At 70.2% G+C, this 25921-nt stretch carries 29 protein-coding genes and 2 pseudogenes; 22 read left to right on the top strand and 9 right to left on the bottom strand.

Features of this window, described 5'->3' with window-relative positions; genetic code table 11:
* The first annotated feature begins 96 nt into the window (after positions 1-96).
* Both H5V44_RS11245 and H5V44_RS18180 read left to right on the top strand, forming a co-directional pair.
* Positions 97-987: a universal stress protein gene (locus tag H5V44_RS11245; RefSeq protein ID WP_185193195.1), complete on the top strand. Its 891-nt coding sequence runs from the start codon at positions 97-99 to the stop codon at positions 985-987.
* A 44-nt stretch (positions 988-1031) separates the two neighbouring features.
* Positions 1032-1316: pseudogene (locus H5V44_RS18180) on the top strand (universal stress protein); the annotation flags it as partial.
* Between the two features lie 166 nt (positions 1317-1482).
* Here H5V44_RS18180 and lysS read toward each other — a convergent pair.
* Together lysS and pyrH are read right to left on the bottom strand one after the other, a co-directional pair.
* Complete coding sequence (gene lysS / locus H5V44_RS11235) at positions 1483-3135, bottom strand: lysine--tRNA ligase (protein WP_185193194.1); 1653 nt, start codon at positions 3133-3135, stop codon at positions 1483-1485.
* Positions 3136-3138: 3 nt separating this feature from the next.
* The gene (gene pyrH, locus H5V44_RS11230; protein ID WP_185193193.1) at positions 3139-3858 is read right to left on the bottom strand and encodes a UMP kinase; all 720 of its coding nucleotides are present in this window, start codon (positions 3856-3858) and stop codon (positions 3139-3141) included.
* 152 nt (positions 3859-4010) lie between these two features.
* Between pyrH and H5V44_RS11225 the strand changes: the two genes are divergently transcribed.
* From H5V44_RS11225 to H5V44_RS11215, 3 genes are all read left to right on the top strand, one after another.
* The gene (locus H5V44_RS11225; protein WP_185193192.1) at positions 4011-4796 is read left to right on the top strand and encodes a molybdopterin synthase; all 786 of its coding nucleotides are present in this window, start codon (positions 4011-4013) and stop codon (positions 4794-4796) included.
* A 297-nt stretch (positions 4797-5093) separates the two neighbouring features.
* Positions 5094-5360 carry a DUF7123 family protein gene (locus H5V44_RS11220; protein WP_185193191.1) on the top strand — a complete coding sequence of 89 codons (267 nt, stop codon included), beginning with the start codon at positions 5094-5096 and terminating at the stop codon, positions 5358-5360.
* Positions 5361-5447: 87 nt separating this feature from the next.
* Positions 5448-6587, top strand: a complete 1140-nt coding sequence (locus tag H5V44_RS11215; RefSeq protein ID WP_185193190.1) for a site-2 protease family protein — start codon at positions 5448-5450, stop codon at positions 6585-6587.
* A 23-nt stretch (positions 6588-6610) separates the two neighbouring features.
* Here H5V44_RS11215 and thiL read toward each other — a convergent pair whose 3' ends face one another.
* Positions 6611-7483 carry a thiamine-phosphate kinase gene (gene thiL, locus H5V44_RS11210; RefSeq protein ID WP_185193189.1) on the bottom strand — a complete coding sequence of 291 codons (873 nt, stop codon included), beginning with the start codon at positions 7481-7483 and terminating at the stop codon, positions 6611-6613.
* 84 nt (positions 7484-7567) lie between these two features.
* Between thiL and H5V44_RS11205 the strand changes: the two genes are divergently transcribed.
* The 9 genes and pseudogenes from H5V44_RS11205 (at position 7568) to truA (ending at position 15201) form a co-directional block, all read left to right on the top strand.
* The gene (locus H5V44_RS11205) at positions 7568-8617 is read left to right on the top strand and encodes a lysylphosphatidylglycerol synthase transmembrane domain-containing protein (protein ID WP_185193188.1); all 1050 of its coding nucleotides are present in this window, start codon (positions 7568-7570) and stop codon (positions 8615-8617) included.
* 106 nt (positions 8618-8723) lie between these two features.
* Positions 8724-9179: a 30S ribosomal protein S19e gene (locus H5V44_RS11200; RefSeq protein ID WP_185193187.1), complete on the top strand. Its 456-nt coding sequence runs from the start codon at positions 8724-8726 to the stop codon at positions 9177-9179.
* 101 nt (positions 9180-9280) lie between these two features.
* Positions 9281-9643, top strand: coding sequence for a DNA-binding protein (locus H5V44_RS11195; RefSeq protein ID WP_185193186.1), 363 nt, complete (start codon positions 9281-9283; stop codon positions 9641-9643).
* 2 nt (positions 9644-9645) lie between these two features.
* The gene (locus tag H5V44_RS11190; protein ID WP_185193185.1) at positions 9646-10245 is read left to right on the top strand and encodes a DUF7411 family protein; all 600 of its coding nucleotides are present in this window, start codon (positions 9646-9648) and stop codon (positions 10243-10245) included.
* 57 nt (positions 10246-10302) lie between these two features.
* Positions 10303-11184 carry an EamA family transporter gene (locus H5V44_RS11185; RefSeq protein ID WP_185193184.1) on the top strand — a complete coding sequence of 294 codons (882 nt, stop codon included), beginning with the start codon at positions 10303-10305 and terminating at the stop codon, positions 11182-11184.
* A gap of 54 nt (positions 11185-11238) precedes the next feature.
* Positions 11239-12441, top strand: coding sequence for an outer membrane protein assembly factor BamB family protein (locus H5V44_RS11180; protein WP_185193183.1), 1203 nt, complete (start codon positions 11239-11241; stop codon positions 12439-12441).
* A gap of 70 nt (positions 12442-12511) precedes the next feature.
* Positions 12512-13807, top strand: a complete 1296-nt coding sequence (hisS, locus tag H5V44_RS11175) for a histidine--tRNA ligase (protein ID WP_185193182.1) — start codon at positions 12512-12514, stop codon at positions 13805-13807.
* 69 nt (positions 13808-13876) lie between these two features.
* A pseudogene (locus H5V44_RS18175) lies at positions 13877-14345 on the top strand (universal stress protein).
* 13 nt (positions 14346-14358) lie between these two features.
* Positions 14359-15201: a tRNA pseudouridine(38-40) synthase TruA gene (gene truA, locus H5V44_RS11165; protein WP_185193277.1), complete on the top strand. Its 843-nt coding sequence runs from the start codon at positions 14359-14361 to the stop codon at positions 15199-15201.
* Between the two features lie 247 nt (positions 15202-15448).
* Here truA and H5V44_RS11160 read toward each other — a convergent pair whose 3' ends face one another.
* Positions 15449-16417 carry a metal-dependent hydrolase gene (locus tag H5V44_RS11160; protein WP_185193181.1) on the bottom strand — a complete coding sequence of 323 codons (969 nt, stop codon included), beginning with the start codon at positions 16415-16417 and terminating at the stop codon, positions 15449-15451.
* A gap of 126 nt (positions 16418-16543) precedes the next feature.
* Between H5V44_RS11160 and H5V44_RS11155 the strand changes: the two genes are divergently transcribed.
* The gene (locus tag H5V44_RS11155; RefSeq protein WP_394354525.1) at positions 16544-17698 is read left to right on the top strand and encodes an aminotransferase class V-fold PLP-dependent enzyme; all 1155 of its coding nucleotides are present in this window, start codon (positions 16544-16546) and stop codon (positions 17696-17698) included.
* Between the two features lie 105 nt (positions 17699-17803).
* Entirely contained in the window at positions 17804-18334 is a 531-nt protein-coding gene (locus H5V44_RS11150; RefSeq protein ID WP_185193179.1) for a hypothetical protein, read from the top strand.
* A gap of 115 nt (positions 18335-18449) precedes the next feature.
* Here H5V44_RS11150 and H5V44_RS11145 read toward each other — a convergent pair whose 3' ends face one another.
* The 3 genes from H5V44_RS11145 to H5V44_RS11135 all read right to left on the bottom strand — a co-directional run bounded on the left by H5V44_RS11145 (position 18450) and on the right by H5V44_RS11135 (position 20592).
* Entirely contained in the window at positions 18450-18797 is a 348-nt protein-coding gene (locus H5V44_RS11145; protein WP_185193178.1) for a 2Fe-2S iron-sulfur cluster-binding protein, read from the bottom strand.
* Between the two features lie 654 nt (positions 18798-19451).
* Positions 19452-20072, bottom strand: coding sequence for a rod-determining factor RdfA (gene rdfA / locus H5V44_RS11140; protein ID WP_185193177.1), 621 nt, complete (start codon positions 20070-20072; stop codon positions 19452-19454).
* Between the two features lie 46 nt (positions 20073-20118).
* Positions 20119-20592, bottom strand: a complete 474-nt coding sequence (locus H5V44_RS11135) for a hypothetical protein (RefSeq protein WP_185193176.1) — start codon at positions 20590-20592, stop codon at positions 20119-20121.
* A gap of 91 nt (positions 20593-20683) precedes the next feature.
* On the opposite strand from H5V44_RS11135, the gene H5V44_RS11130 reads away from it, so the two are divergent.
* The 4 genes from H5V44_RS11130 to H5V44_RS11115 all read left to right on the top strand — a co-directional run bounded on the left by H5V44_RS11130 (position 20684) and on the right by H5V44_RS11115 (position 22694).
* Positions 20684-20857, top strand: coding sequence for a hypothetical protein (locus tag H5V44_RS11130; RefSeq protein ID WP_185193175.1), 174 nt, complete (start codon positions 20684-20686; stop codon positions 20855-20857).
* A 78-nt stretch (positions 20858-20935) separates the two neighbouring features.
* The gene (locus tag H5V44_RS11125) at positions 20936-21703 is read left to right on the top strand and encodes a hypothetical protein (protein ID WP_185193174.1); all 768 of its coding nucleotides are present in this window, start codon (positions 20936-20938) and stop codon (positions 21701-21703) included.
* A complete protein-coding gene (locus H5V44_RS11120) occupies positions 21661-22401 on the top strand; it encodes a class I SAM-dependent methyltransferase (RefSeq protein WP_394354524.1) in 741 nt (246 codons plus the stop codon). Before H5V44_RS11125 ends, H5V44_RS11120 begins: the two co-directional genes overlap by 43 nt.
* A gap of 53 nt (positions 22402-22454) precedes the next feature.
* Complete coding sequence (locus H5V44_RS11115) at positions 22455-22694, top strand: DUF7120 family protein (protein WP_185193172.1); 240 nt, start codon at positions 22455-22457, stop codon at positions 22692-22694.
* Positions 22695-23052: 358 nt separating this feature from the next.
* Here the strand turns inward: H5V44_RS11115 and H5V44_RS11110 are convergent, their stop codons facing one another.
* Complete coding sequence (locus H5V44_RS11110; protein ID WP_185193276.1) at positions 23053-23379, bottom strand: CGCGG family putative rSAM-modified RiPP protein; 327 nt, start codon at positions 23377-23379, stop codon at positions 23053-23055.
* Positions 23380-23806: 427 nt separating this feature from the next.
* On the opposite strand from H5V44_RS11110, the gene H5V44_RS11105 reads away from it, so the two are divergent.
* Positions 23807-24307 (top strand): hypothetical protein, encoded by a 501-nt coding sequence (locus H5V44_RS11105; RefSeq protein ID WP_185193171.1) that lies wholly within the window; start codon positions 23807-23809, stop codon positions 24305-24307.
* A gap of 30 nt (positions 24308-24337) precedes the next feature.
* Here the strand turns inward: H5V44_RS11105 and H5V44_RS11100 are convergent, their stop codons facing one another.
* Positions 24338-24982, bottom strand: coding sequence for a helix-turn-helix domain-containing protein (locus tag H5V44_RS11100; protein ID WP_185193170.1), 645 nt, complete (start codon positions 24980-24982; stop codon positions 24338-24340).
* A 121-nt stretch (positions 24983-25103) separates the two neighbouring features.
* Between H5V44_RS11100 and H5V44_RS11095 the strand changes: the two genes are divergently transcribed.
* Positions 25104-25904: a halocyanin domain-containing protein gene (locus H5V44_RS11095; protein ID WP_185193169.1), complete on the top strand. Its 801-nt coding sequence runs from the start codon at positions 25104-25106 to the stop codon at positions 25902-25904.
* Positions 25905-25921: the final 17 nt, after the last annotated feature.

Below are 25921 nucleotides of genomic sequence, written 5' to 3'. Positions count from 1 at the left end.
GGAACCCGGCGTCCCGCCGGGAGACCTCCCGACCGGCGCTCCCGGACTATCCCGGAAAAGGTGAAGCCGGTGGGTTGCGAACGCCGTGGCAGGCCAATGTACGACCACATCGTGATCCCCGTAGACGGCAGCGACGAAGCCGCGGCAGCGGCCCGACACGGCTTCTCGCTCGCCGCCACCTTCGATTCGACCGTCTCGGTCCTGCACGTCGTCGAGCGGCGCGCGCTGCGGCTCACCGCGACCGAGGACGAGCGGACGCGGCTGCAATCGAGCGGGGAGGCGATCGTGGACGACGTCGCGGCACTCGCCCCCGACGAGGTCGGGTCCGTCACGACGGACGTGGTCGAGGGGACGCCCGCCGACCGGATCACCGCGTACGCGGGAGACCGGGGAGCGGACCTGATCGTCGTCGGTAGACAGGGCGTCTCCGGCCTCGGGAAGCGGCTCCTCGGCGGGGTCACCGAACGGATCCTCGGCCGACGAACCACCCCGGTGGCCGTCGTCCCGGGTGGCGCCGCCGAAACCGCAGCCGACTACGCCCGGATCCTGTTTCCGACCGACGGAAGTGACGCCGCCGACGCGGCCGTCCCGCACGTCGCGGCGGCCGCACGAGCGTTCGGATCGGCCGTCGACGTTCTGAACGTCGTCGACCTCCAGGCGGCGGGCGGCGTGTTCAACGCCGGCGGTCTCGAACCCGCGTTCGTCGACCGCTTGGAGCGACGGGGCCGGGACGCGGTCGACGCGGCCGCCGGGGAACTCGGCGCGAGTGCCCCGGAGGTCGGGATCCGGACCGCCATCGAACGGGCGACGGCGACCGGAGGCGCCGCCGCCGCCGTTCGCGACTACGTCGACGCGGCCGGGATCGACCTGGTGGTGATGGGGGCCTCCGGCCGCTCGAACCGCAGCCGACAGCTCCTGGGAAGCGTCACGTCGAGCGTGCTCCGGACGGTCGCGGTCCCGGTGCTGGTGGTTCCGCGGTCCGGGTGATTCCGTCCCCGGACGCCGTTATGCTGGTCGCCGTAGCGTGACGTATGTACGACCGGATCCTCGTCGCGACCGACGGCAGCCTCACCGCCGACCGGGCGGTGACACACGGCGTCGGCCTGGCTCGGCGCTCCGGCGCCGACCTCCACGCGGTGTACGTCATCGAGACCCGAACGGCGTACGACAACGCGATCGTCGACCCCGAGACCGTGCGTCAACCCTTCCGGGACGAGGGCGACGCGGCGCTTGAAACGGTCGAACACCGCGCGGGGTCGGATCCAGCAGTCACCACCGCAATCCGGGAGGGCGTCCCACACGAGGAGCTCCTCGGGTACGTCGACGACCACGACATCGACCTCGTGGTTATGGGGTCGCGGGGCGGCTCGGCGGTTCAGGACCGTCCTGCTCGGGAGCGTGACCGAGGCGGTCATCCGCGCGGAGACCGTGCCGGTGCTCGTCGTCGACGGCCCGGACGGGGAGGCGGAGTGATCGGCGGGGCTATCCCATCCGTCGGAGCCGCCGGACCACGAACTCGGAATCGAGTTCGCCGAGGAACTCCCCCAGCCGCGGCCCCTGCGGCTGATCGAAGAAGAGCAGGTAGCCAGCCTCGAAGAACTCGGAGACCTCGACCCCGTGGCGGCGGGCGGTCTCGTACATCTCGCCTTGGATCGCCTCGCCGTCGTGGCCCGCCGCGACGAACTCCGCGAGGTCCTCGAGCGCGGCCGCGACGTCGCCGTCGAACTCGACCTCGGGGAGCGTCTCCTGGATCCGGTAGTTGTACGCGTTGTCCATCCGCTCGGCCCAGGCACGTGCGCGGTCGACCCGTTCGAGCGCCCCCTCGATCGCCCACTCGGGGGCGTCGTCGTCGACGTACCCCTCGTTTCGCGCCATCTCCAGCCGGAGGTCGCGGTCGTCGGTCATCCCCAGCACGGCGGCGAAGGTGTAGGGTAGCCGGATCCGCTCCTCGCGGACCTCGCTCACGACGTAGGGGTACGCACGCTCGGCGAACGCCGTGATCGCCTCGTCGTCGACGTCGCCGAAGTACGCCCGCTCGAAGCGGTCGAAGTCGTCGACCAGTTGATCCAGCCGCGAGAGGTCCAGATCGCGGGCCCTCCGGGGGTCCAAGGCGAAGAAGTACCGGAGCACGTCGGGTTCCAGGAGTTCCAGGATCTCCGGGACGGTGACCACGTTGCCCGCCGACGACGACAGCGCCTCGCCGTTCAGCGTGAACCACTCGTAGGTCATCGGGACCGGCGGGTCGATCCCCAGCACCTCGCGGGCGATCTCCTGTCCGGAGGGCCACGACCCCTCGGCGTGGTCCTTCCCGAACGGCTCGAAGTCGACGCCGAGCACCTGCCACTGGGCGGGCCACTCGAAGCGCCACGGCAGCTTCCCTTCCCGGAACGTGGCGGTGCCCTCGAAACCGCAGCCCTCGATGGTGTCGCCGCCGGCGGTCATATCGGTGCAGACGTAGTCGACGGTGCCGGCGTCGAGGTCGATGTCCGTGACGGTCTCGGTGACCGTCCCGCAGTTCGCACAGATCGGGTTGAACGGGACGTACTCGTCGTCGACTTTCGACTGGTACGTCCCGAGCACCTCCCGGGCGTCGTCGACGCGTTCGAGCACGTGCTCGACGACCGGCTCGAAGGTACCGTCCCGGTATAGCTCCGTGTTTGAGACCATCTCGACGGGCACCCCGAGCCGCTCGGCGTCCGCTTCCAGGAGCGACGCGAAGTGGGCGGCGTACGACTCGGATTCGCCGAACGGGTCCGGAATGTCGGTGTAGGGTTTCCCGAGGTTCCGGCCGAGGGCGCCGGCGTCGACGTCGCCGAGACCGACGATGTTGCCGTCGGGATCCGCCAGTTTCCGCGGGAGCTTCCGGAGGGGGTCGCGGTCGTCGCTGGTGAACACCTGCCGCACCTCGAAGCCGCGGTCCCGGAGGACCGCCGCCACGAAGTAGCCGCGCATAATCTCGTTGAAGTTCCCCAGGTGGGCGACCCCGGAGGGGGAGACCCCGCCTTTGATCACGATCGGCTCGTCGGGGTCACGGGCCTCGATCCCGTCGGCCACGGCCTCCGCCCAGAAGTCGTGTCGGGACTCCGCGTCCGCTCCGTCGTCGGGCTCGTCCGCAGGTCGGTCACCGTTGCCCATCCGTCACCCCTCCGCCCAGTAGGTTGGTTCGCCGTCGTCGCCAGCGGGGACCACGTCGGTCCCGCCGTGGTCGCCGCGCCGGACCGCCGTGCCGATTCGATCGGGATCGGTGCCGTCGAGGACGATGGTCCGCATCCCCGAGCGCTCGATGAGCTTCGCCGCGAGCAGGTCGACGGGCGCGGAGGCGCCAGCCCCGCGGCTCATCGGCGCGATCACGTCTACGAGTTCCGCGGGGGTCAGCCGACCGTACTTTTCGGCGTCGGCGTCGGCGTCGGGGTCGGCGCTGTACACGCCGTCGACGCTCGTGGCGTAGACGAGCAGGTCGGCGCCGACGTACTCCGCGAGCGCCGCCGCCACCGCGTCGGTGGTCTGGCCGGGCATCACGCCGCCCATCACCGAGACGTCGCCCCGGCGGAGCGCGTCGCCGGCGTCCTCGTAGTCCTGCGCCACTTTCGGGTCCGCGTCGGCGCCGAGGGCGGCGATGAGCAGCCGGGCGTTGATCCGGGTCACGTCGATGCCGATCCGGTCGAGCTGGACCTCGTTCGCCCCGAGTTCGCGGGCGGTGCCGATGTAGTCCCTGGCGACCCCGCCCCCGCCGACGACGGCGGCGACCGAACACCCCTCGGCCGCCAGCCCCTCGATGACTTCGCCGTGTGCCTCGACGCGGCGCGGGTCTAAGTCCGGCGCGAGCACGCTCCCGCCGATACAGACGACGACTCTCATTGCCCCGTGATAACCCCGAACCGGGCTTAAGGGTTGTCAACCCCGGCCGCCTGGCGCCGGTGACGAGCCCGCGATACGACGCGACCCGCTGCCCTTGCCCGCCGTCGGGGCGTCCGACAGTGTAAAGCCGATCGGTGCCCCGATTGGCGGGTATGCAGGTACTCGGTATCGCCGGCCCCGGCGCGCGAACGCTGTGTGACCGCGTCGCCCCCCACCTCGACGGGCGCGTCGCGGTCGTGGACCGATCCGACGGGTCGCAGGACGGCGGCCCGCCGGAGGGGGTCGCGGCCGCCTACCGCCTCGGCGACGACGGCGCGTGGAGCGCCGCCGGCGCCGACCGGGGGCTGGACGACGTCCTCGACGACCTGGCAGCGACGTACGACCACGCGCTGCTGGTGGGGTTCCCCGGGGCTGACGTCCCCACGGTCGCCCTCGGCGACGCCGACCCCGAGCGGATCGCGCTCTCGGCCGATTCCGAACCCGAGGTCGAGACCGATGCCGTCCTCGATGCGGTTGCCGACGCCGAGCCGTACGTCACGCTGGAAACCCTCGTCGAGCAGGTGAAGGCGTCGCCCCGCGCCCACCGCGCCGGTGCCATCGCGACGTTCACGGGTCGGGTGCGGGCGAAGGACGGCGAGGAGGACCCGCGGACGCTCCGCCTGACCTTCGAGAAGTACGAGGGCGTCGCCGAGGACCGCCTGCGGAGCCTCGAATCCGAGCTGATGGAGCGGGCGGGCGTCGAGGAGGTGGTGATGTTCCACCGGACCGGCACCCTCGAAGCGGGTGAGGACATCGTCTTCGTGGTCGTCCTCGCGGGCCACCGCGAGGAGGCGTTCGAGACGGTCTCGGACGGCATCGACCGGCTCAAAGACGAGGTACCGATCTTCAAACGCGAGACTACAGTCGAGGAGGACTTCTGGGTCCACGACCGACAGTAGTCCCGCGCTGACCGCGCCTCGGAGCCGCGCTGCCGCCGCGCGCCCCGGATTCGATCGCCGTTTTTCCCCCGAGTCGGTCGTTTCTGCGGTCGACCCGAGCTGTTCGCGCCGAAAACAATTCCTTCAATCAGTCACGAAATAAAATTTCAGAGCTGGCTATAAACGGTTTTCGGGCCTCTGAACGATGAGTAAATGGTCCAGAAGGGAACGGTTTACGGCTAAATCGTTGCGAATTACGCCCAACGTTCCTCCGTTTATATACTCTACCGGCAACAAGCCGGAATCGAGGCGACAACGATGAGCGCAACTACGAAACCCTCCGTCGAATCCGCGAGTGACGAGCCGTGTAAAGAGGACCGTCTGAAGTCCTACCTCCTCGAGAAGGCCCAGGACGGGGAGATGTACTTCAAATCCAAGTTCATCGCGGACGAAGTCGGGCTCTCGCCCAAGGAGATCGGCGCACTGATGGTGAAGCTCCGGGACTCCGCCTCGGAGCTGACCGTCGAGAAGTGGTCGTACACGAGCGCGACCACCTGGCGGATCGAAGCCGCCCAGAACGCGTAACTGCTCGTCGCCCCGCCCTGCGCGCCGCTGTCCCCCGGCGCGTCCCCGTCGCGGAATTTATCCGCCTGAACCACGTACAGCGTTCCGATGGAACCGTCCGACTCGGCGTCCGAGCCGCCGGTCGACGCCCTTCGCTCCGTCTTTCACCTCCGTGAGACGCGCCGCGACGGCGATCGGGTGTTGTTCTACGGCGAGTCGCTCGTCCCCGAACAGATGCTGGTACAGGAGGTGTGGACCCCGTTCCGCGAGGCCGGCTACGAGGTGCAGGTGTCGACCGGCGGCACCGGCCGGTCCGACGTGGTGGTCGCCCGCCCCGTCACGGACGGGATCGACGGGATCCCCTGGACGAACATCGGCCTGCTCCTCGCGACTGTGGTCTCGACGCTGCTCGTCGGCGCGCTCACGTGGTACTACATCCCGCTGTCGGACATCCGCGCGAACCCGCTCGTCCTCCTTCGGGCGTGGCCGTTCACCGCCGCCATACTGGGCGTGCTCGCGACTCACGAACTCGGCCACTACGCCCTGGGGCGGTACCACGGCGTCGACGTCTCGTTACCCTACGTGATCCCGTTCGTCTTCCCGTTCGGAACGCTCGGGGCGATCATCCGGATGCGCGGCCAGATGCCCGACCGGAAGACCCTGTTCGACATCGGCGTTGCGGGGCCGCTCGCGGGGCTGGCGGCGACGATCGTCGTCACCGCGATCGGGCTGTCGCTGCCCCCGGTCGAAGTCCCGCCGTGGGCGCTCGAAGGGACCGGGCGGGCGCTGGTGTTCAACAACCCGCCGCTTCTGGACATCATCGCGACGCTTCTCGGCGAACCGACCGAGTACGCCGACCCCGCGGTTGCGGTCAACCCCGTCATCATCGGCGGGTGGGTCGGGATGTTCTTCACCGTCCTGAACCTGCTCCCGGTGGGCCAACTCGACGGCGGTCACATCCTGCGGGCGATGCTCGGCGAGTCCCAGGAACGGGTCGCGGCGCTCGTGCCCGCCGGCCTCTTCGGGATCGCGGCGTACCTCCACTACGGGCTGGGCTATGGGCTCAACGAGTCGGTCGGACTCTGGGGCTTCTGGGGGCTGCTGTCGGCGTTCATCGCGTTCAAAGGCCCCGCGAACCCGATCGACGACTCGCCGCTCGACGCCCCGCGGATCGCCGTCGGGATCCTCACCTTCGCGCTCGGCGTTCTCTGCTTTATGATCGTGCCGGTGGAAGTGACCACGATCTGAGGCTCCGCGACGCCCGGTCCCGGTCACTCGTGGGTGTAGCCCTCGTCGGCGAGCGGCTCGCCGTCCGCCGTGACCCCGCCGTCGGTCACCTCGCCGATCACGTGGAGATCGACTGCGAGCGCACCCCGAGCCCCGCCGACGGCCGACGGGGGAAGCGTACACACGAGCTCGAAGTCCTCGCCGACGGTCGCGGCCAGTTGCCACCGGTCGGCGGCGTCCGTAGTGTAGTCGTCGGCGGCGTCGTGGACCGGGACCGCCGTCCGATCGACGTCGAAGCCGACGTCCGACGCCTCGGCGAGTTGGTGGAGCGACCGGGCGAGCCCGTCCGAGGAGTCCATCATCGCGGTCGCGAACGGAGCGAGCGCCCGTCCGGCGTCGATCCGGGGCCGGAATCGAAACAGCTCGTTGCCGCGGTCGACGTCGCCGGCCTCGAACGCGCGGAGCCCCGCCGCCGTCCGCCCGAGCGCGCCGGTCACACAGACCACCTCGCCGGGCGACGCGCCGCGCCGCCACACCGGACTGTCGGTCCCGCCCACCGCCGTCGTCGCCGCGGTGAACTCCGCGGCGGTGTCGAGGTCGCCGCCGACGTACTCCGCGCCGACTGCCTCGCAGACATCGACCGCTCCCTCCACGAACGCGTCGAGTTCCGCCGCCTCAAGCGTCGGCGACGCGTACGCAGCCAGCGCCGCGGTCGCGTCGGCGCCCATCGCCGCCACATCGGAGAGGGACGCCCCGACCGATCGCCACCCCGCGGTGTACCGGGTCGTCCCCGACGGAAAGTCGGTCGTCTCGTGGAGCATATCGGTGGTCACCACCAGGCCATCGACCACGGCGGCGTCGTCGCCGGCGGCCGGGAGCGAGGCGGCGAGCCGCCGGAGCGCCGAGCGTTCGTCCATACGTGGCGTCCGGCGCGGGCGGACAAAAGTCCACCCCACGACCGGTTTCGATGGGTTGATAGACGGAACGGTCGACCGGCCGGTATGGTCAGGGCGAACCTCCGTGCCACGGTCGTGGGTTTCGCCGCGGCCGCCGTGGTGTTCGCCGTCCTGTTCACGTTCGCCGGGGTCGACGAACTCGTCGCGACGCTCCGGGCGGCGGACACGAGCGATTTGGCGTTCGTCATCGGCGCCACGGTGGCGTGGCTCCTGGCGTGGTCGGTCTCGCTGTACACCGTCCTCGGCGTGCTCGGCGTCGAACGCACGTTGCCCTCCTCCTTTCTGATGTTCTCCGGGGCGACGTTCGCGAACAACGTCACGCCGTTCGGCCAGGCCGGCGGCGAGCCGATCACGGCCTTCCTGATCTCCCGGGTCACGGACGCCGAGTACGAGCGGGGGCTCGCCGCGATCGCGAGCGTGGACACGCTGAACTTCGTGCCCTCGATCACGATCGCGCTCCTGGGCGCGGGCTACTTCGCCACCGAGGTCGCGCTGGGCGCCAACCGGAACCTGCTCGCCGCTGTCGGCGGGGTGGTCGCCCTCGCGATCCTGGTTCCCGGCCTGGTTTACCTCGGCTGGCGGCGTCGCTACCGGCTCGAAGCCCGGCTCGTCGACGGGCTCACGCCGATCATCCGCGCGCTCGCCCGGCGGCTCCCGCGGGTTCCCGTCCCGACGCCCGAGGGGATCGAGGAGCGCATCGACGGCTTCTTCCGGGCGATCGAGCGGGTCGCCGACAGCCCGCGGCGGCTGGCGGTCGCGCTGGCGGCCTCCACCGCCGGGTGGCTCGCACAGACGGTCGCGCTCCGGGCGGCGTTCGAGGCCATCGGCGTGAGCGTGCCGCTGTCGGTCGTGCTCGTGGTCGTCCCCATCGGCGCGATCGCGGGGGTCACGCCGTTGCCCGGCGGCGCGGGCGGGATCGAGACCGTTCTCGTGCTGTTGCTCCTGGCGGCGCCGCTGCCGCAGGTGACCGAAGCCGCCGCCGTCGCGGCCGTCGTGATCTTCCGGGGTGCGGTCTACTGGATCCCCGTCCTCGTCGGCGGGGTGGCGGTGGCGTGGATCGGCGTCGGCCCGGGACTCCGTGCCGATCCGGAGTGACAACGACCGTCGGTCGAGCAGCATCTACCGACGGTACGAACGACCGTCTCACGCGCCGTAGCCCCGATACGATGGCTTTAAACGACGCCGTCGGGAACTGAAGGATATGGTAAGCGTCTACGACGTTCCGGCCGACGCCCTCATCGAGGACGTCGCCGACCGCCTTACGGATCGCATCGAGCAGCCGGAGTGGATCGAGTTCGCCAAGACCGGCCACAGCCGCGAACTCCCCCCCGAACAGGACGACTTCTGGTACGTGCGCTCGGCGTCGCTCCTCCGGAAGGTGGCTAAGAAGGGGCCGATCGGCGTCGACCGCCTCGCGACCGAGTACGGCGGGCGCAAGCGCGGCTCCAACCGGTACCGCGTCGCCGGCAACAGCTCCGCCACCGGGAGCAAGAAGATCATCCGCACCGCGCTCCAGCAGCTCGAGGAGGAAGGGCTCGTCCAGACCGCGAAGGGCCAGGGTCGCCGCATCACGCCCGAGGGCCGAAGCTTCCTGGACAACGCCGCCAACGACGTCCTCGACGAACTCGACCGGCCGGAACTCGAACGCTACGCGTAGTCGGCAGCCGCTTGCGGTTGTCGGCGCAGCCCACCCCACAGTCCGGCTCGCCGACCGCGCCGACGTAACGGTTTTTACTGCTCCGCCGAAATTCGAAACTGATGAGTGGAACTCCCGACGACGACCGACTCGAGGAACTCCGAGAACAGAAGAAACAGCAGCTCCGAGAGCAGGCCGAAGGTCAGGGAGGCGGCGCCGACGCCCAGGCCCAGCAGGAGGCGGCCCGCGAACAGGCCGAGGCCAAACAGGAGGCGATGCTGAAACAGTACCTTACCGACGACGCCCGACAGCGGCTGAACGCCATCGAGATGTCGAAACCCGAGTTCGCGGAGTCGGTGAAGAAACAGCTGACCGCCCTCGCACAGAGCGGTCGAATCCAGGATCGCATCGACGACGAACAGATGCAGGACCTGCTGCGGGAACTCCAACCCGAATCGAAGAGCTTCGACATCCGGCGCCGGTAGCGGTGGACCTCGCGCTCCTTTACAGCGGCGGGAAGGACTCCACGCTCGCCGCCCTGTTCCTGGATTCCTTCTACGACGTCCGGCTGGTGACCGGCCGGTTCGGCATCACCGACGACTGGACCCGCGCCGAGGCCGCCGCCGACCGGCTGGGGTACGCCTTCGAGCCCGTCGACCTGGACCGCTCGGTCGCCGAGGCCGCCGCCGACCTGATGCTCGAGGACGGTTACCCGCGTAACGGGATCCAGCACGTCCACGAACACGCCCTGGAGCGTGCGGCCGACCTCGACGTCGACGCCGTCGCCGACGGGACCCGCCGCGACGACCGGGTGCCGACCGTCTCCCGGGCGCAGGCTCAAAGCCTCGAAGACAGACACGGGATCGACTACCTCTCGCCGCTGGCGGGGCTGGGCCGCCACGCCGTCGACCGGCTGGCCGACGAGACCCTCCGGGTCGAGACCGGCCCCTCCGCGGAGGTCCCGAAAGGCGACTACGAGACCGAACTCCGGGCGTTGCTCGCGGCCGAGCACGGCACCGACGCGGTCGACTCGGTGTTTCCGGATCACGAACAGTCGTACGTCCGCGGGATGCGCGACGCCGAGTAGCCGGCTTTCCCCCGCCGGAACCGAACGGGTTTTGGCTGTCGCCGTCCACTCGCGACCGTGTTCCCTCCGGGACCTGGCGTCGGGTACGCCGTCGTGGCGGCGGTCCTCTGGGGCGGCTACATCTTCGCGCTCAAGCGGTACTTTGCGGCGTATCCCGGGACCGTCTTGACCGTCGGCATCAACGCCGCGGCGATCGCGTGGTACCTCCCGATCACCGCGACCCGCGGGGGGTTCAGTCGGCTCCCGGCGCCGGCGGCGATCGGTGCCGTCGAGGCAGCGGTCACGGCCGGCACGATCGTCGCCACCGCGGCCGCGTTTCTCCTCTTTCTCCGTGCGCTCGATCTGGGCGCGGTCTCCTACGTCGCGCCGATCAGCAAGATCATCCCCGCGTTCGTGCTCCCGATCGAGGTGCTGGTGCTCCACCAGCGACTGACGCCGCTGGAAGTCGCCGGCGTCGTGGTGGCGACCCTCGCGGTGTACGTCGCGAACTACCGGACCGGACCGCTGCTCGACCCGCTCCGGAAGGCCGCAACCGCCCGCGCAGCGCAACTCGCGCTGGCGAGCGCGGCGTGTTTCGCGCTCGGCGACGTCGGCAAGCGGCTGGTGCTCCAGGAGTACGGGATCCCGCTGACGGCGTGGGTGCCGCTTTTGCTCGGCGGGGTGCTCGCCGTCGTGTTCCCGCTCGCGATCAGGGAGTGGGTGTCGCTCCGGGAGGCCGCCCCGCGGTTCGTCCTCGCGGGGGGGCTGGTCGCGGTCGCGGAGCACGCGACGTCGCTTGCGTTCTCCGTGGTTCCGGCGTCGATCGCGTCGCCGATCATCAACACGCAGGCGGTGGTCGCGGTCGTGCTCGGCGGGATCGTTCTCCGCGAGGAGGCGTTCGGGATCCGGCTTGCGGCCGCGGGGCTGGCGGTGGTCGGCGTCGGGCTGATCGCGGCGTGAAGGTCCCCGCTGGGCGTCACAGAAGCTTAGTCGATCGGTGCCCTCACCTCTCACGTGCTCGATTGGTCCCGCAGACGCCTCCTCGCAGCGGTCGGTACGGCCGGCGCGGTCGGCGCCGGCGGGTGGGCCCTCGCCGAGCGCACCCGGTGTCGGCCGTTCGTCGAACCGCAGTGGACGTACGTCGGCCGGCGACGGCTCGGCCCCACGGTCCGGAGCGGGAACGACCTCCTGCTTCCGGAGGGGTACGGCGTCACCGGCAGCAGCACCGACCACCGGCTCGCCGCGGTCGAACCGTTCAGCGCACAGGTCCAGTGGGCGGTCGTCGCGGAGGGCGGGGGGTTCGGCGTCCCCGTCCGTGTCGACGACACCGTCTACGTCGGCACCGGCCGCGACACGGTCCGCGCGCTCGACGCCGACACGGGCGAGCGGCGGTGGATCTACGACCCCGGCGGTCGGGAGGAACACGGCGGCGGCGCGTGGGGACAGCCCCTGGTGACCGGCGACCGGGTCCTCGTCGGCGTCTCCCACTCGACGGATCCGAACGCCGACCCCACGGATCCCGACGAGTTCGCCCACCGCGTGGTCGCTTTGGACCGCAACGACGGCTCGGAGGTGTGGGCGACCCCGGTTTCGGGGCAGGTGTGGACCGGCCCGGCGCTCGCCTCGGGCGTCGTCGTCGCCGCCGCACGCCAGGGCGTCCTCCACGGGCTCGACCCCGCGACTGGGGAGTCGCTGTGGGGGGTTTCGCTTCCGGACCGCGTCACCCAACCGGTCTCGATTGTCGCCGACGGCGTCCTCGCGGTCGTCGCCGACGACGGGACCGTCGCGTTCGTCGACGTTCCCGACGCGACGATCCGCCGGACGCGAAACCCGGTCCGCGACGCGACCAGCCTCGCCCACAGCGGCGACACCCTCTACGTCGGCGGCGCCGAGGGCCGCGTTGCCGCGCTTGCGACCGACATCGACGGCGGGATCGACGCCGAGACCGGCGCGCCGCGGTGGACCTACGACGCCGAGGTCCCGGTCGACGGCGTCGCGGTCGCCGGGGAGACCGTGTTCGCGATCGACCGGACCGGCCACCGCCACCGGATCGTCGACGGCGAGCGGACGGCTCGGGATCGGCTGGTCGAGACCGAACACACCGACGGCTGCGGGTGGGACGGCAACCTCCGGCGGGTCCTCGACGCGACGGTCGTCCGCGGCGGGCTTTACATCGCCGGCCGGTTTTGGACGCGGCTGTATCCGATCGAGCGGTGAGCGAGCGATTGTGGCAGTCGCGCGCCCCCGCTTCAACAGTTTCAAGCGCGACACCGCCGAACCGGGCGGTATGTACGACCGACTCAAGGGGTTTCGCGACTTCTACCCCGAGGAGATGGCCGCCCGCCGAGCGGTCATCGACACCCTGGAGGACGCCGCCGCCCGCTACGGCTTCCGCGAGATCGACACCCCCGCCTTGGAGCGGACGGAGATGTACGTCGACAAAAGCGGTGAAGGGATCGTCGAGGAGCTCTACGCCTTCGAGGACCAGGGCGGCCGCGAGGTGTCGCTGACGCCGGAGCTGACGCCCACGGTCGCCCGGATGGTGGTCGCAAAACAGCAGGCGCTCTCGAAGCCGATCAAGTGGGTTTCAACCCGCCCCTTTTGGCGGTACGAGCAGGTCCAGCAGGGTCGGTTCCGCGAGTTCTACCAGACCAACGTCGACATCTTCGGGTCCGCGGCGCCCGAGGCCGACGCGGAGATCCTGGCGTTCGCCGCCGACGCCTTGACCGACCTGGGGCTCACCGACGACGACTTCGAGTTCCGGGTCTCCCACCGCGACATCCTCGGGGAGTTGTTCCGGGCGTTCGACGCCGACGTCGACGAACGCGACGCCATCCGCGCGGTCGACAAACGCGAGAAGGTCGACCGCGGCGAGTACCTGGGGCTGCTCTCGGACGCCGGGCTCTCCTACGACCAGGCGGAGTCGTTCGACGACCTGGTGACGGCCGCCGACCTCGACGAGATCGCCGAGTTCGGCGGCAGCGAGGTCGAGGCGGCGGTCGGAAACCTCCGGAACGTCCTCGACGCGGCCGCGGACTTCGGCGCCGGCGAGTTCTGCGAGGTGTCGCTTTCGACCGCCCGTGGACTCGATTACTACACCGGCGTCGTCTTCGAGTGTTTCGACTCCACCGGCGAGGTTTCGCGATCCGTGTTCGGCGGCGGCCGGTACGACGACCTCATCGAGAGCTTCGGCGGCCAGCCCACCCCTGCGGTCGGCGTCGCCCCCGGATTGGCGCCGCTGTCGCTCCTCTGTCAGCGCGCCGGCGTCTGGCCCGAGGAGTCGCTTGCGACCGACTACTACGTGCTGACCGTCGGCGACACCCGCGACGTGGCCGCCCGGATCGCCCGCGACCTCCGGGGGGGCGGCAACGTCGTCGAGGTCGACGTCTCCGACCGGAGCTTCGGCGCGCAGATGAACTACGCCGACGGGGTCAACGCCGAGACGGTCGTGATCGTCGGCGAGCGCGACCTCGAAAACGGCGAGGTGACGGTGAAGGATATGGCCTCCGGCGACCAGACCACCGTCCCGGCCGAGTCGTTCCCGGGCGACGCCCGATCGCCGACGTTTGCGGACTTCGAGTGAGGCCCGCCCCGCCGTAGCCGTGGCTCCTGCGCACGACGACGTTTTGCCGTGGCTCGCGTATGGACGGGTATGTACGAGACCACCCTCGTCCCCGTCGACGGGAGCGCACCGAGCGACGCGGCCGCCGACCACGCCGTCGAACTCGCGCGGGACGCCGGCGCCACGCTCTCGGTCATCTCCGTCGTCGACGTCGGCACCCTCTCGGCGGCCGAACTCGAGCGAGGCCCTACTCGACGGCTACGAGACAGAGGCCGAACGCCACGTCGAGACGGTCGCCGACCGCGCCCGGGAGGCGGACGTCGCCGTCGAAACCCCCGTCCTCCGTGGGACGCCGTATCAGGCAATCCTCGACCGGATCGACGCCGTCGACGCGGATCTGGTCGTGCTCGGGAGTCGGGGTCGACGGGGGCTCGCACGCGCGCTCCTCGGGAGCACGACCGACCGCGTGCTCAGGCTCTCGCCGGTCCCGGTGCTCGTGCTCCCCGGCGAGGAACTGGACTACCGGGAGCCCGACAGCGTCGACTCGGCCGATGAGTAGCCGGGAGAACCGCCTGCGCGCCTTCCGGCTCGCCTACGACGGCCGGCCGTTCCACGGCTTTCAGCGCCAGCCCACGGTCCCGACCGTCGAGGACGCGCTGTTCGACGCGCTCGATCGGCTGGGGGTGTTCGACCGGTCGGCGCAGGACCGCCCCGAGGGGTACGCCGCGGCCGGCCGCACCGACGCCGGCGTGTCGGCGACGGCCCAGACCGTCGCGATCGAGTGCCCCGAGTGGTGTACCCCGCGGGCGCTGAACGGCGAACTCCCGGCCGACGTCCGGGCGTGGGCGTCGGCGCCGGCGCCTGAGGGCTTCCACGCGACTCACGACGCGACCCGCCGGACGTACGTCTACCACCTCTATGGGCCAGCCCTCGACGACGACCGTGCCCGCGCTGCCGCCGCGGCCTTGCGGGGCGAACACGACTTCCACAACCTCACGACCGACACCGCGGGGACGGTTCGGGACCTCTCGGTCGACGTCGACCGCGACGGCGATTTCCTGCGGATCCGCGCCGCGGCCGACGGGTTCCCCCGGCATCTGGTCCGCCGGATCGCCTCGGTCGTCAGGGGCGTCGGCGCCGGGAGCCGCCCCCTCGAATGGGTGCGTCGACTGCTCGGCGCCGACCCCCTCGACGGCCCGGAGGGGGTTCCGACGGCCGCCCCCGAGCCGCTTCTGTTGACCGGCGTTTCGTATCCGGGGCTGACGTTCGAGCGGGACCCCGAGGCGTCGGCGTCGGTGGCGGCGGTGTTCGGCGAGCGGCGGCGGGAGGCGCGGGTTCGGGCCCGCGTGGCCGACCACCTGGCGTCGGTCGCTCGGGAGTCGACGTCCGGTTCGGGCGGGCGCAGTGAGCGCTGAGCGTAACCGGCGCCGGCCACGGTCCGGCGCGAATAGCCGCCCGAGTACCGCCGCGGCACTCCGTCGGTAGGTTCACCCTACTCGGGGCGGACCGCCACACACAAGATTTTTACCCGATTCGTGAAACGTTCCGGTACGGTTACGGGCGACACCCCGACGGGCGTCTCGGGTAGGGGTACACGAACGCACGGCGGGCGTCGCTCGCTGGACATTTTTCGGACGCTACACGGCGAGCGACCCGTCCGGCCTACGCGACGAGGTAGATCACCGTGTAGCCGACCAGCGCGACGGTGATCCCGGTCAGCCCGGCCGCGCCGAAGTCGAACCCCGACCGTTCGGTGCCGCCGTCAGTGGCCGCCACCGCCGACGGTGCCGGCTCGGAGCGGTGCCACGACAGCCCGGCGCAGACGACCCCGAGCCCGACGATCGAGAACACGAAGTGAAACGACGTCTCGAGCGTCGGCGGGAGCAACACCAGGGCGGCGAGGCTGTACGTCGCCCCCAGCCCGCCGCTGGGGCGGTAAAACGTCCGCCACGACCGGTCGGTGACCCGAATGACCGCGATCGCCGCGAGCCACACGGTCGCGAGTTCGACCGCGAACGCCCCCAGCAGGTGCAGCGTCGGGTCGCTGTGGAGGGCGATGCGGGCACTCAACACGCCGGTGTCGAACGGGTAGAACAGCTGCGGGGGCTGGCCGGTCAGGAGGTCGCCCCACGGGTGCGATGCCAGCCCGGCGGTGGCGGCTATGCCGACGAGCCTCGGCGGGAGGTCGGTCCACCGGCGACACGCGGTCGCCGTCGCGAGACCGACCACGACGAACGCGCCCATCACGATCCCGCCGAGGGTCCCGCTCACGACGACCGCGACCGCGACGAGCCCGACTAGTCCCACGAGTGCGAGGCCGTGGCACGTCCGGCTCCCCCGGCTGCTCCAGGCGCCGAGCGCGGGGCCGGCGACCGCCGCGACGATCAGCGAGTGGGTCATCGACCGGTGGACCGAGTTCGCGGCGCTCCAGAACACCTCCGCCGTGACGCCGCCGCCGAGGACCCGGCCGCCGTCGATCGCGATCACGGCGTAGAGCACGTCGACGTCGGGCAGGGTCGCGAACGTCCCCGCCGCGACGCCGAGTGTCAACGCGCGCCGGGACGACCAGCCCCGCCACTCCGCGGCGAACACCGCGAGCGCGAACACCAACAGCCCGTGGCCGACAAACACGTCTGTTCACGTCGGTCCGACAGGATATAAGCGTCGCGCACCTGCGCGTGAAACGATAACAGCCACCTCGTCTACCGCCTACGTTCCCGTGAACGACGCGCTCGGCACCCGCATCGCACGTTCTATATGCACTCGTACCTCAACGACGACACGATGACCACGCCAGCAGACGTGAGAGCCACCGTGCCGGTGTTCGAGGACGTCCGCTACCTCAACACCGGTGCGAGCGGCCCCAGTCCCCGGAAGGTCGTCGAGGCGGCACAGCGCGGGATCGAGGCCCACGAGTGGGGTGCGGCGAGCGACCCGGGACCGTACCCGCACGCCTTCGATCTCTACGAGGACGTCCGGGCCCACGTCGCGGACTTCCTCGGCGCCGATACCGAGGAGATCGCACTGACACAGAGCACGAGCGACGGGATCGCGCGGATCGCCGGCGGGATCGACTGGGAGCCGGGGGACGCCATCGTCCGGACCGACCTCGAACACCCGGCGGGCGTCCTGCCCTGGCAGCGACTGGAGCGACGGGGATGTGAGGTGCGGGTCGTGCCCACTACCGACGGCCGGATCGACCGCGAGGCGTATCGCGATGCCGTCGCCGACGCGAAACTCGTCTGTCTGAGCGCGCTGACCTGGAACTACGGGACGTACCTCCCGGTGTCGGAACTGGTCGCGGAGGCCCACGACGCCGGGGCGTACGTGCTCGTCGACGCCGTGCAGATCCCCGGGCAGACCCCGCTCGACGTCACCGAGTGGGGGGCCGACGCGGTCGCGATGGCCAGCCACAAGTGGATGCTCGGCGTCTGGGGGGCGGGTTTTCTCTACGTCGACGGCGACGTGGTCGGCGAGTTCGAACCCGGAGGGATCGGCTACCGGAGCGTCGCGGATCCGGAGGCGGACGCATACGAACTGAAACCCGGCGCGGCCCGGTTCGAGGTCGGGACCACCAGTCCCGCGCCCTACGCCGCGCTGTCGGCGTCGATCGACCTGCTGGACGACGTCGGACTCGACACCATCGACGCACACATCGAGGACCTCGCCGAGCGGTTCGTCGACGGGGTCCCGGCCGACCGACTGTACACCCCCGCAGACCCGGAGTCGGGGCTCGTGACCGTCCGCGTCGACGACCCCCAGTCGACGGTGGACCGCCTCCGCGAGGAGTACGGCGTCGTGGTCCGGTCGTTGCCCGACCCCCCGGGCGCCGTTCGGGCGTCGCTACACGTCTACAACACCCCTGAGGACGTCGACCGACTCCTGGCCGGCCTCCGGGAGACCGGGTGGTGAACCCCTCGCACCGAGAACCACCGGATTCTGTATAGCAGCATAAACTGTATCCTCCGGCCGATGCCGGAGAAGTCATACGTTCGCCCGGCGTAGCAGTCGGAACCGATGGCAGACTCACCCGAGACCGTCCGGATCCCGCTGGAACCGCTCCGAAAGCGGGTGGCGGACGCGACCGACCGTTCGGCATCCTACGTCGACGTACAGGAAGTCGCCGTCGACGGAACGACCCTGGAGGTCACGTTCGCCACGCCCGACGAGGACGTTCCGGCGATCCACATCGTCGTCGAAGGGCCCACCGGGCGGATCGACACCACCCCGGCCCGGCTCGACTCGCCGTTCGGACTCAACGTCTACGGCGAGCTCCTCCGGGTGGAGTACGCGGGCCGCGACACCGAGACCGACGAGATTCTGGTGTCGGTCTCACAACGCGACGGCGAGGAGTGGCGGACGATACTCGGGTGCGGTCGGGTGTGGGCCGTCGAGACGACCTACGAGGGTGACCCGGTCACCGTCACGTGCCACGCGGAGACGCCTTCCGCCTCGGAGGACGACGAGGCGGCGGAGCCCGACGCCGAAGTAGAGGATGACCCGGACGAAGACTCCAACGACGGCCTGCTGGGCGGACTCGGCAGGTAGGGATCCTCGATTTCACGGCAGTGCGAGAAATAAACCAGTGTATGCTATACAGAAAAGCGGTCGGTCGTCATCGGCCGTCCGTTGCAGCCGACAGTACAGCCTCGGACTCCCGGGGCTACTCTTCGCCCACTCGGTGACCCCAGAATCCGGGATGTTTCGTCACCTCGATGTCGGCGTAAACGCGCGTCTGACAGGCGAGTCTGAGTCCCGAGCCGGAATCGTGCGGCGGGATCGAAAGTCGGCCGCGTTCGACGGTCCCGACAGCACTCACCGGCGGGTCGGCGGTGTCGGCAGCCTCAGACCTGATCTCGACCGCGCACGTCCCGCAGGTTCCGTGACCGCGGCAGTTGAGCGTGTCCGCGGTCCCGTTGTGCGGTGATACGCCGCTGTCGAGCAGGACGTCCCGAAGCACCGCTCCCTCCTCGCAGTCGATCTCGCTGTCCCCGAACGAAACGGTCGGCATACAGGATCCAACGTCGGCGCGGATAAGTGCATACCGGCCCGAAGGGCGGCAACGAACCATCGGAGGGCGTCCCGACCTGACGACAGCCAGCGGTCGATTCGTTGGATCGCTTTGATTGCTTCCTTACAATGGTTCGAGGAGAAAGCCAACGGCTTTATGTGTGGGATGAATCTGACACCGCCCGAACCGACTACGACGGTTCGTGTTGTAGGTGATGTTGCCGAGTCTCGGGTAAGGATATGCACCCCTTGCGGGGGTAGATGAAGCCCGCTATCCGAGCCGGGGGCCGAACTGGCACGGCCCACAACCCCACCGCGCGGCGCCACGAGTGGGGAACCTCCCGGCGTGGGACGCCCGGTCTGTGACCGGGAACCCCACGACTTCACTCGTGGGAGGATGTCAGACGACACACTACCCCCTGTCAACGCGGATGGAGGGTTTGGGGCGACGTTGGAAACTGTTGGCGAGGCCGCCGGTCGTTTCGGAAGGTACTCCGGAAGAACGTAAAAATCACATAGAAATTCGCCGGTTCACTCCCTGGGCGACTACCGCCGAAACTGCGGCTCCGGCCGCCTCGAGGGAATCAGCTCCAGTAGACGACCGCAGTCGCCGACCCCTCCGTGCGGTGGGCGGAACCCGGTACAGTCACCCGACTCACGAGTTGCCGTCCGACGCACAATCGCAGCCGCCCCGGTCGATCAGCTCCGTGATCGGGTAACTCGCCCCGCAGTCCTCACACAGCACCTGGACTTCGAGCAGGACGGTGAACTCCCCGATCGTGAGGTCGCCCACCGACCGGAGGTGATCGAGGTTGTTCTCGGCGACGGCGACGAGCCGGCTCCGGAGCCGCTGGATCGTCCCCCGGACGCTCTCCGAACGGTCACCCGCCGACCGGTCCTTCGAGGCGCCCCGGAAGTCGGTCAGATACGTGTGGATCGCCTGGTGGGAGACGAACTCCCGGCGGAGCGTCTCGACGTCGATGCCGTACTCCTCGAGCGTCGCCTCCGCGTCGACCCGGCTGCCCGCGGTGACGTCCGCATCGGAGAGCAGCCGGTAGAGGTTGGCGGCCTCGCCGTCGAGCGGGTCGTGGCCGGCCGCCGCGAGCCGCCGTCCGAGGAGCCGTTCGTTGAACCAGTCGGCCAGCGACCGGAGGCTCTGTTCCTCGTGGCCGCGGCCGAGCCACCGGGCTTCGAGCTCCTGTCCGAGCCCCGTCATCCCGTATTCGTCGATGAGCCGTCCGACCTTGCTCCGGGTCGGGTCGGGTTCGTCGGCCATACCCGGCGTTCGGCGCTCGCCCGGTTAAATCTATCAACGGCCGCGGTCACACCGGCAGCGGCAGGCCCGCGCCGACGAACGGCGTGACCACGACCGCGAGGATCGCACTCGCAGTCAGGACGTACCGCGCCATCCGCTGGAACACGTCGGACGCCGAACTGTCGAGCCCGCGGTCGTCGCGCATGTTCGGGATCGTCGGCGCGTAGGCTGTAAGCCACACGATCCCGGCGGCCAGAAACTCCACCAGGTTCGCGAAGGCGTCGGCGACGAACCCCGACTCCAGGGCGAACCACGCCGCGGCCGACGGCCCCAACTCCGCGAGGGTGAGGAAGGCGTACGCCCCGAGCGTGGCCGGCAGCAGGACGAGCACGTACAGCAGCCGGTACTTACCGGCGGGGTCCTCGAACCGCCGCACGACCGCCCCGCCGATGGCGCCGATCAGACCGGCGGACAGCGCGAGCACGATCAGGGTGAAAAGCTGGGACCCGAGCTCCGCGGACGCGGTCTGAAGGGTGAGCACACCTCCGATTCTCGACTGTCGAGTATAAATCCGTGACGGCTCCACGGCCGACGGCGGTCACACTCATTACGCCCGCGGCGCAACTGGAGGTATGGGCCTGTCGAAGGACACCGTCAACGGCATCGTCTCGCTCGTGATCAGCGTCGCGGCGACGTACCCCTTCCTGAACGACGACGAGGGGTACTCCGGGACGGAGCTGTTGCTCTCGGTCGCGGTGTCGGCGTTCCTCTCAGGATTCTTCACCAGCTACTTCGCCGGGGAGTGACGCCGCTCGGGGGCGGGCCGCCCTTCGAGCAGCCTCCGCCACGCGCAGATTCAAGGGCGTCCCGCGGCATTCCCCGCTATGGCGGGTCCGAACCCCGAGGAGTTGCGCCGGGTCGTCGAGCGGTTCCCGCGGCCGCCCGCGGACGACCGGATCGCCGCGGCCGACGACCGCCTCGGCAACGCGTACAGTCGAATCGCGGAGTCGTGGTACCCCGAGTTGCGCCGGCGCGCGTCGGCGTACGCCGACGGCGAGATCCTTCGCGAGGACGTGCTCGAACACGTCGAGGCGGTCCCGGCGTTCCGGCTGACCGACGGCGCCGCGCCGCTCCCCGACCGGCGGGCGGCGCTGACCGAGGCCGCGGCGGACGTCGACGAGCTGGCGGCGGTCTCGACGTGGTACCGCGACCTGCGGGCGCTGCTCGTCGACAGCCCCGAGAACCGCTCGCTGCTCGAACGCGTCCTCCACGATTTCGGGTACGCGCTGGCCCACGGCCTGTTCCTCGGAGCCTCCTCGCCCGAGCAGGTGGTGCGGCGGCTCCGCGTCGCCTACCGGTCGGTGGGCGTCCGGATCGACGACGTCGACTCGGGCCCCGGCGGCGAGCGTACGACGTTCACCTGCCCGTACCGGAACGTCGCCGCCGACCGGTGCGGCGAGAAGTGGGTCTGCCACGAGAAACTGGACCGCGTCGACGACGGCTACGTGACCTACCTCGCGGAGCGCGGCATCGACTACCAGCGACCGCGGGACTGCCCCGGATCCGAACAGTGCTACTCGACTGTCACGCGGGACGGCGACGAGCAGTGGTGGCCGAAGACCCCGCCGTCGGCGGTGGCGGGAACGCCGTGACCGCCCCGGCAACGCGGGGTGTCAACGCTGTCGCCCTCGCGGCGGACGCCGGTCGCGCCGACCGGATCCGATCGGGGTACGGCCGGTGGGCCCGCCTCTACGACTGGTTCGCGCGGGCGACGGCCGGGGTCGGCGGCGTCCGCCGCCGGTGCGTCGCGGCGCTCGGCCTCGACCCCGGGGACACGGTCGTCGAGTTCGGGTGCGGTCCCGGCGTCAACCTCCCCGTACTCAGGGACGCCGTCGGTCCCGACGGCCGGGTCGTCGGCGTCGACATCACCGGGCCGATGCTCCGCCGGGCCCGGGGGCTCGTCGACCGCCGCGGGTGGGAGAACGTGTCGCTGGTCCGGGGTGACGCCGCGACCCCGCCGATTGCGACGGCCGACGGCGTGCTCGCCACGTTCGTGACCTCGCTGTTCCCGGACGCCGGCAGCGTGGTCGACCGGTGGTGTGACGTCGCCGACAGCGTCGCCGTCGCCAACTTCGTCCCGCGGGGAAACAGGGTAGCGAACGCAGCGCTGTGGGGGTTCACCCGACTGAACGCACGGCTGTTCGACGCGGCCGGTGGAGACGCCCTGGCCCAGCTCGAAACGCGGACCGACGCCTCCCGCGACGCGCTCGCCGCCCGGATGGACGCCGTCGAGACCACGCGACACGTCTTTGGCACCATCGAGATCAACGCCGGCGCCCGGGTGGCGTGAGCTACCCCCCCCAAGCAGGTCACTCAAGTACCAGGAGCCCGAACGGCGTTGCAATGCCAGTAGTCGAAGTGACACTCCCCGACGAACTGTTGAGCGAGTTCGAACAGCTGGTCGACGAGGAGTTCGTCACCGAGGAGCAGGCCGTCGAGGAACTGCTTACGATGGGCATCGATGCCTACAACGTTGACGTGGTCGACGACAGCGAGCCCGGCGACGACTTCATGGACGGCGCGGAGAACAACCTCTTCGATACGGCCTCCGACCCCGGCGACCTCGACGAGGACACGCTGTAGGGTCCACCGGCGCTAATCGTCGGCGGGCGTCGGGCCCCGCGCCGACCCCTCTGCCACGTCCCGCGGCAGTACCACACGTACGCCGCCGGCATCCGGCTGACCCCGAGCGCCGCGAGGGATCACGGCGGCCCCCGACCGGCCCGGTGAAGACGAACGCGACCACGGAGCCCCGACAGCATCGAGAACGTCACTTTCGCCGCGAACTCCGCGGCCGACCCGCACGGTCGAGCTTCCCGGCGCCGACGTTCCGGCGGGTCAGTCAAAACCCGTTCGGACGGCCGGCTGGGCCGCACCAGTCCGGAACCGTCGCCGCCGGTACACGTTCGCTGCCAAGAGGCGGCGCTCGGCCGACGGTCGCTCAGGCGTACACGCGAACGACGTGGCCGCCGCACCCGCACTGATCGACGTACTCCCACTCCATCTCGTCGCCGTACTCCCGGGCTAAGGCGTCGTAGAGGTACGTCTCCGGGTGGCCGTGCTCACCCGGGGTGGTGTGATCGACGGCCGACAGCGCCTGTTCGACGAGAAACTCGCGGTCCGCGGCGTGGTCGGGCCCTTCGAGGTCGGCCGACCACGAGTTGTCGTGGACACGCTTAACGGGACCGGCCTCGACGTCGTGGTCGTCCGTGTCGGTGGACGTACCTGCAGGTTCGACCGGCCCACGGAGGGCCGTTGTCCCGAATATGCTCCTCACGTGCGGCCTTCAAGGGGTACACCGGCGACGCGGTCGTGGTTAGTTGAGCGATAGCCGGCCCGAAACCCGCCCTCGGGTGGGACCGGAAGGGGCTGCGCTCTCGACTCGGTGGCTTCGTTCCGGTCCTCGTCGTTCGCTTCGTCACCGGCGGCTCGCCGCCGGTTTCCAGCGAGACCTCCGGTCTCGCCCGGCTCACTCCTGCGGTCCGTACGTCAGCCGCCGTCGTCGAGAGCCCGGGGGCTTCCGAGGGCTTCATACCGTCGGCTATCGTCCCGTGACGGATTTCGACACCCCGGGGTGTCGAAAACCGCCACGTAGTTATAGCCAACAGCATCACTCCCCAGTTCCCATCGGTTTCACCCCCATCTAAACAGTACCGCCGAAGATTCAAGACTGGCCGTCGCCGAAAGCCCGGTAGATGTCCACCGACGACTCCGCCGCGGCGGCCTCGCTCGACGGCGCGTCAGCGGTGACCACGCGCCGCCTCCGGTATCTCGGCGCCACGCTCGCAACCCTCGTCGCGCTGCTGCACCTCCTGGACCCGAGCCACGGGCTTTTGGAACTGTTCGACCTGCTCTACACCAACCCCGGGTTGCTCGTCTTCGACCCTCGGCCCGCCGCGTTCGTGGTTTCGGCGACGGCGCTGTTGGTGGGCGTCTCGCTCAGCCGCAACGCCCCGAACCGGCGGCCCTACTACCTCGCGGGGATCGCCCTGGCGCTCACGTACGTGGTGGGGTATCTCGCGTGGCATCTGACGGGCCACGGGGGGTTTCTCCCCGGGAGAGAGCCGCTGCTCCACGGCCTTTCGCCCGTTGCGAACGTCGTCCGCCACCTCACCAGCGATCCGTGGGCGGCGGCGTCGATGGCGAGTGAACTCGCCCTGATCGGCGTGCTCGTCGCGTTGCTCCGCCGGGAGTGAGCGGGGCCCGAACGCCACGATCCCGCCCTCTCACGTCAGCCCGGCGTCGTCGTCGCCGCCGACGAACCGCTTCAGCACCTTCCCCTCCGCGCGGTGGAGCTTCTCGCTCGTCGTCGACTTTGCGAGCCCGACCGTCTCCGCCAAGTCGGTGAGGGTACACGTCCGCGGGGTGTCGTAGTAGCCGCGCTCGACCGCCTCCTCCAGGAGGTCGTACTGGTCGTCGGTCAAAAGCGACTGGGTGTCGATCGACTGGGTGATCGAGAGGAGGTCGAAGCGGATCCCGAAGTTCTCCAGCAGCGTCCCCAACTCGGAGAGCTTCTCCCGCGGGGCCGCAAGCTCTATCGTCACCTCTCCGTCCTCAATGGTGATGGGAAGCTCCAGCGGGATCCCCGCCTCGCTCATCGACCGGATCAGGAGCGGTTGGGTGGTCTCGAACTGGACCAGCGCCTCCCCGGGTTGGGCTTCCAGCACCGTCACCGACGTCACCGACTCGTGGCCGTCGATCGCGGTCACGATCGGCTCCACGTCGTCGGCGGCGATCTCCACCAGCCCGACCCCGTCGTCGTCGGCGGGCATCGCCGCGAGCACGGTGAACGCCGCGTCGGGGTACTGCTGTGAGAGGGTCGAGACCCACACCTGTTCGGGGATCTGTAGGGAGAGTGTCGCGCGAGGCATCGGTATTCGAAGGTACTTGGAGCGCGGAGAGTAAAGTACCCACGAATATGTTCGGCCCGAACGCCGATTGGTGGGAACGAGCGGGCCGGATTTTCGTCGGGATCCCGTCCGTCCGGGTGTAATGTGCACCTCCGGACAGGCTCCGACGGACGGCGAGGAACCGACGGACGACGGCCGCGGCGACGGGCCCGCGGTCTCCCGGCGCGGCGCGCTCCGGGCTATCGGCGGCGGGGTCGCCGCCGGCGCGGCGCTCAGCGGGGCGTCCACGACGGTCCGGGCGCAGTCCGACGGCCCCGATCTGGCGTCGTGGTTCGAGAGCGTCTCGAACTACGACGGGGTCGTCGACGAGACCGGCAGCAGCTCGGTCACCGTCGAAGTCGGCGTCGAGGCCAACGGGGGCGCCTTCGGGTTCGGGCCCGCGGCGGTCCGCGTCGACCCGGGGACGACAGTCACCTGGACCTGGACCGGCAAGGGCGGGAGCCACAACGTGGCCGGCGACGGCTTCGAGTCGGAACTGACTGATTCCGGCGACTACACGTTCGAGCACACCTTCGAGGACGCGGGGGTCTACACCTACGTCTGTACGCCCCACGAGACGCTCGGGATGAAGGGCGCCGTTGTCGTGGGCGACGTCGCGGTGAACGCGGGCGGCGGCAGTAGCACCGAGGGCGGCAGTACCGAAAGCGCGGGCGACGGCGGCGGCACCGGCACGCCCAGCGGCGACAGCGAGGCGGCCGCCGAGGAGACGCTCGGTCCCGCCGAGGAGTCGGTCGCGGCGCCCTTCGGCGACGCCGGCGCCCGCCGCCTGGGTGGCCTCGCGCTCGGCGGCGTCTTCGGACTCGCGCTGGCGTCGCCCGGACTGTTCGGCGCCTTCCTCTGGCTCACCGACCGCGGGAACGAGCGACCCGACGACGAGACGTAAGCCGGCCGCCGTGCCGG

The organism is Halobellus ruber (genome assembly GCF_014212355.1).
Classification (GTDB): domain Archaea; phylum Halobacteriota; class Halobacteria; order Halobacteriales; family Haloferacaceae; genus Haloquadratum; species Haloquadratum rubrum.
Note: the sequence above shows the minus strand (reverse complement) of the source record. Positions and strands in the feature narration are given on the sequence as shown.

What these genes read in the sequence shown, in the direction of transcription:
- H5V44_RS11220 (WP_185193191.1), top strand. Translation starts at nt 5,094, where the DNA reads ATGAGCGCAACTACGAAACCCTCCGTCGAATCCGCGAGTGACGAGCCG.
- H5V44_RS11145 (WP_185193178.1), bottom strand. Translation starts at nt 18,797, where the DNA reads ATGCCGACCGTTTCGTTCGGGGACAGCGAGATCGACTGCGAGGAGGGA.
- pyrH (WP_185193193.1), bottom strand. Translation starts at nt 3,858, where the DNA reads ATGAGAGTCGTCGTCTGTATCGGCGGGAGCGTGCTCGCGCCGGACTTA.
- H5V44_RS11215 (WP_185193190.1), top strand. Translation starts at nt 5,448, where the DNA reads ATGGAACCGTCCGACTCGGCGTCCGAGCCGCCGGTCGACGCCCTTCGC.
- hisS (WP_185193182.1), top strand. Translation starts at nt 12,512, where the DNA reads ATGTACGACCGACTCAAGGGGTTTCGCGACTTCTACCCCGAGGAGATG.
- H5V44_RS11155 (WP_394354525.1), top strand. Translation starts at nt 16,544, where the DNA reads ATGCACTCGTACCTCAACGACGACACGATGACCACGCCAGCAGACGTG.
- H5V44_RS11115 (WP_185193172.1), top strand. Translation starts at nt 22,455, where the DNA reads ATGCCAGTAGTCGAAGTGACACTCCCCGACGAACTGTTGAGCGAGTTC.
- rdfA (WP_185193177.1), bottom strand. Translation starts at nt 20,072, where the DNA reads ATGGCCGACGAACCCGACCCGACCCGGAGCAAGGTCGGACGGCTCATC.
- H5V44_RS11200 (WP_185193187.1), top strand. Translation starts at nt 8,724, where the DNA reads ATGGTAAGCGTCTACGACGTTCCGGCCGACGCCCTCATCGAGGACGTC.
- H5V44_RS11095 (WP_185193169.1), top strand. Translation starts at nt 25,104, where the DNA reads ATGTGCACCTCCGGACAGGCTCCGACGGACGGCGAGGAACCGACGGAC.
- H5V44_RS11205 (WP_185193188.1), top strand. Translation starts at nt 7,568, where the DNA reads ATGGTCAGGGCGAACCTCCGTGCCACGGTCGTGGGTTTCGCCGCGGCC.
- H5V44_RS11195 (WP_185193186.1), top strand. Translation starts at nt 9,281, where the DNA reads ATGAGTGGAACTCCCGACGACGACCGACTCGAGGAACTCCGAGAACAG.
- lysS (WP_185193194.1), bottom strand. Translation starts at nt 3,135, where the DNA reads ATGGGCAACGGTGACCGACCTGCGGACGAGCCCGACGACGGAGCGGAC.
- H5V44_RS11100 (WP_185193170.1), bottom strand. Translation starts at nt 24,982, where the DNA reads ATGCCTCGCGCGACACTCTCCCTACAGATCCCCGAACAGGTGTGGGTC.
- H5V44_RS11225 (WP_185193192.1), top strand. Translation starts at nt 4,011, where the DNA reads ATGCAGGTACTCGGTATCGCCGGCCCCGGCGCGCGAACGCTGTGTGAC.
- H5V44_RS11125 (WP_185193174.1), top strand. Translation starts at nt 20,936, where the DNA reads ATGGCGGGTCCGAACCCCGAGGAGTTGCGCCGGGTCGTCGAGCGGTTC.
- H5V44_RS11150 (WP_185193179.1), top strand. Translation starts at nt 17,804, where the DNA reads ATGGCAGACTCACCCGAGACCGTCCGGATCCCGCTGGAACCGCTCCGA.
- thiL (WP_185193189.1), bottom strand. Translation starts at nt 7,483, where the DNA reads ATGGACGAACGCTCGGCGCTCCGGCGGCTCGCCGCCTCGCTCCCGGCC.
- H5V44_RS11130 (WP_185193175.1), top strand. Translation starts at nt 20,684, where the DNA reads ATGGGCCTGTCGAAGGACACCGTCAACGGCATCGTCTCGCTCGTGATC.
- H5V44_RS11245 (WP_185193195.1), top strand. Translation starts at nt 97, where the DNA reads ATGTACGACCACATCGTGATCCCCGTAGACGGCAGCGACGAAGCCGCG.
- H5V44_RS11105 (WP_185193171.1), top strand. Translation starts at nt 23,807, where the DNA reads ATGTCCACCGACGACTCCGCCGCGGCGGCCTCGCTCGACGGCGCGTCA.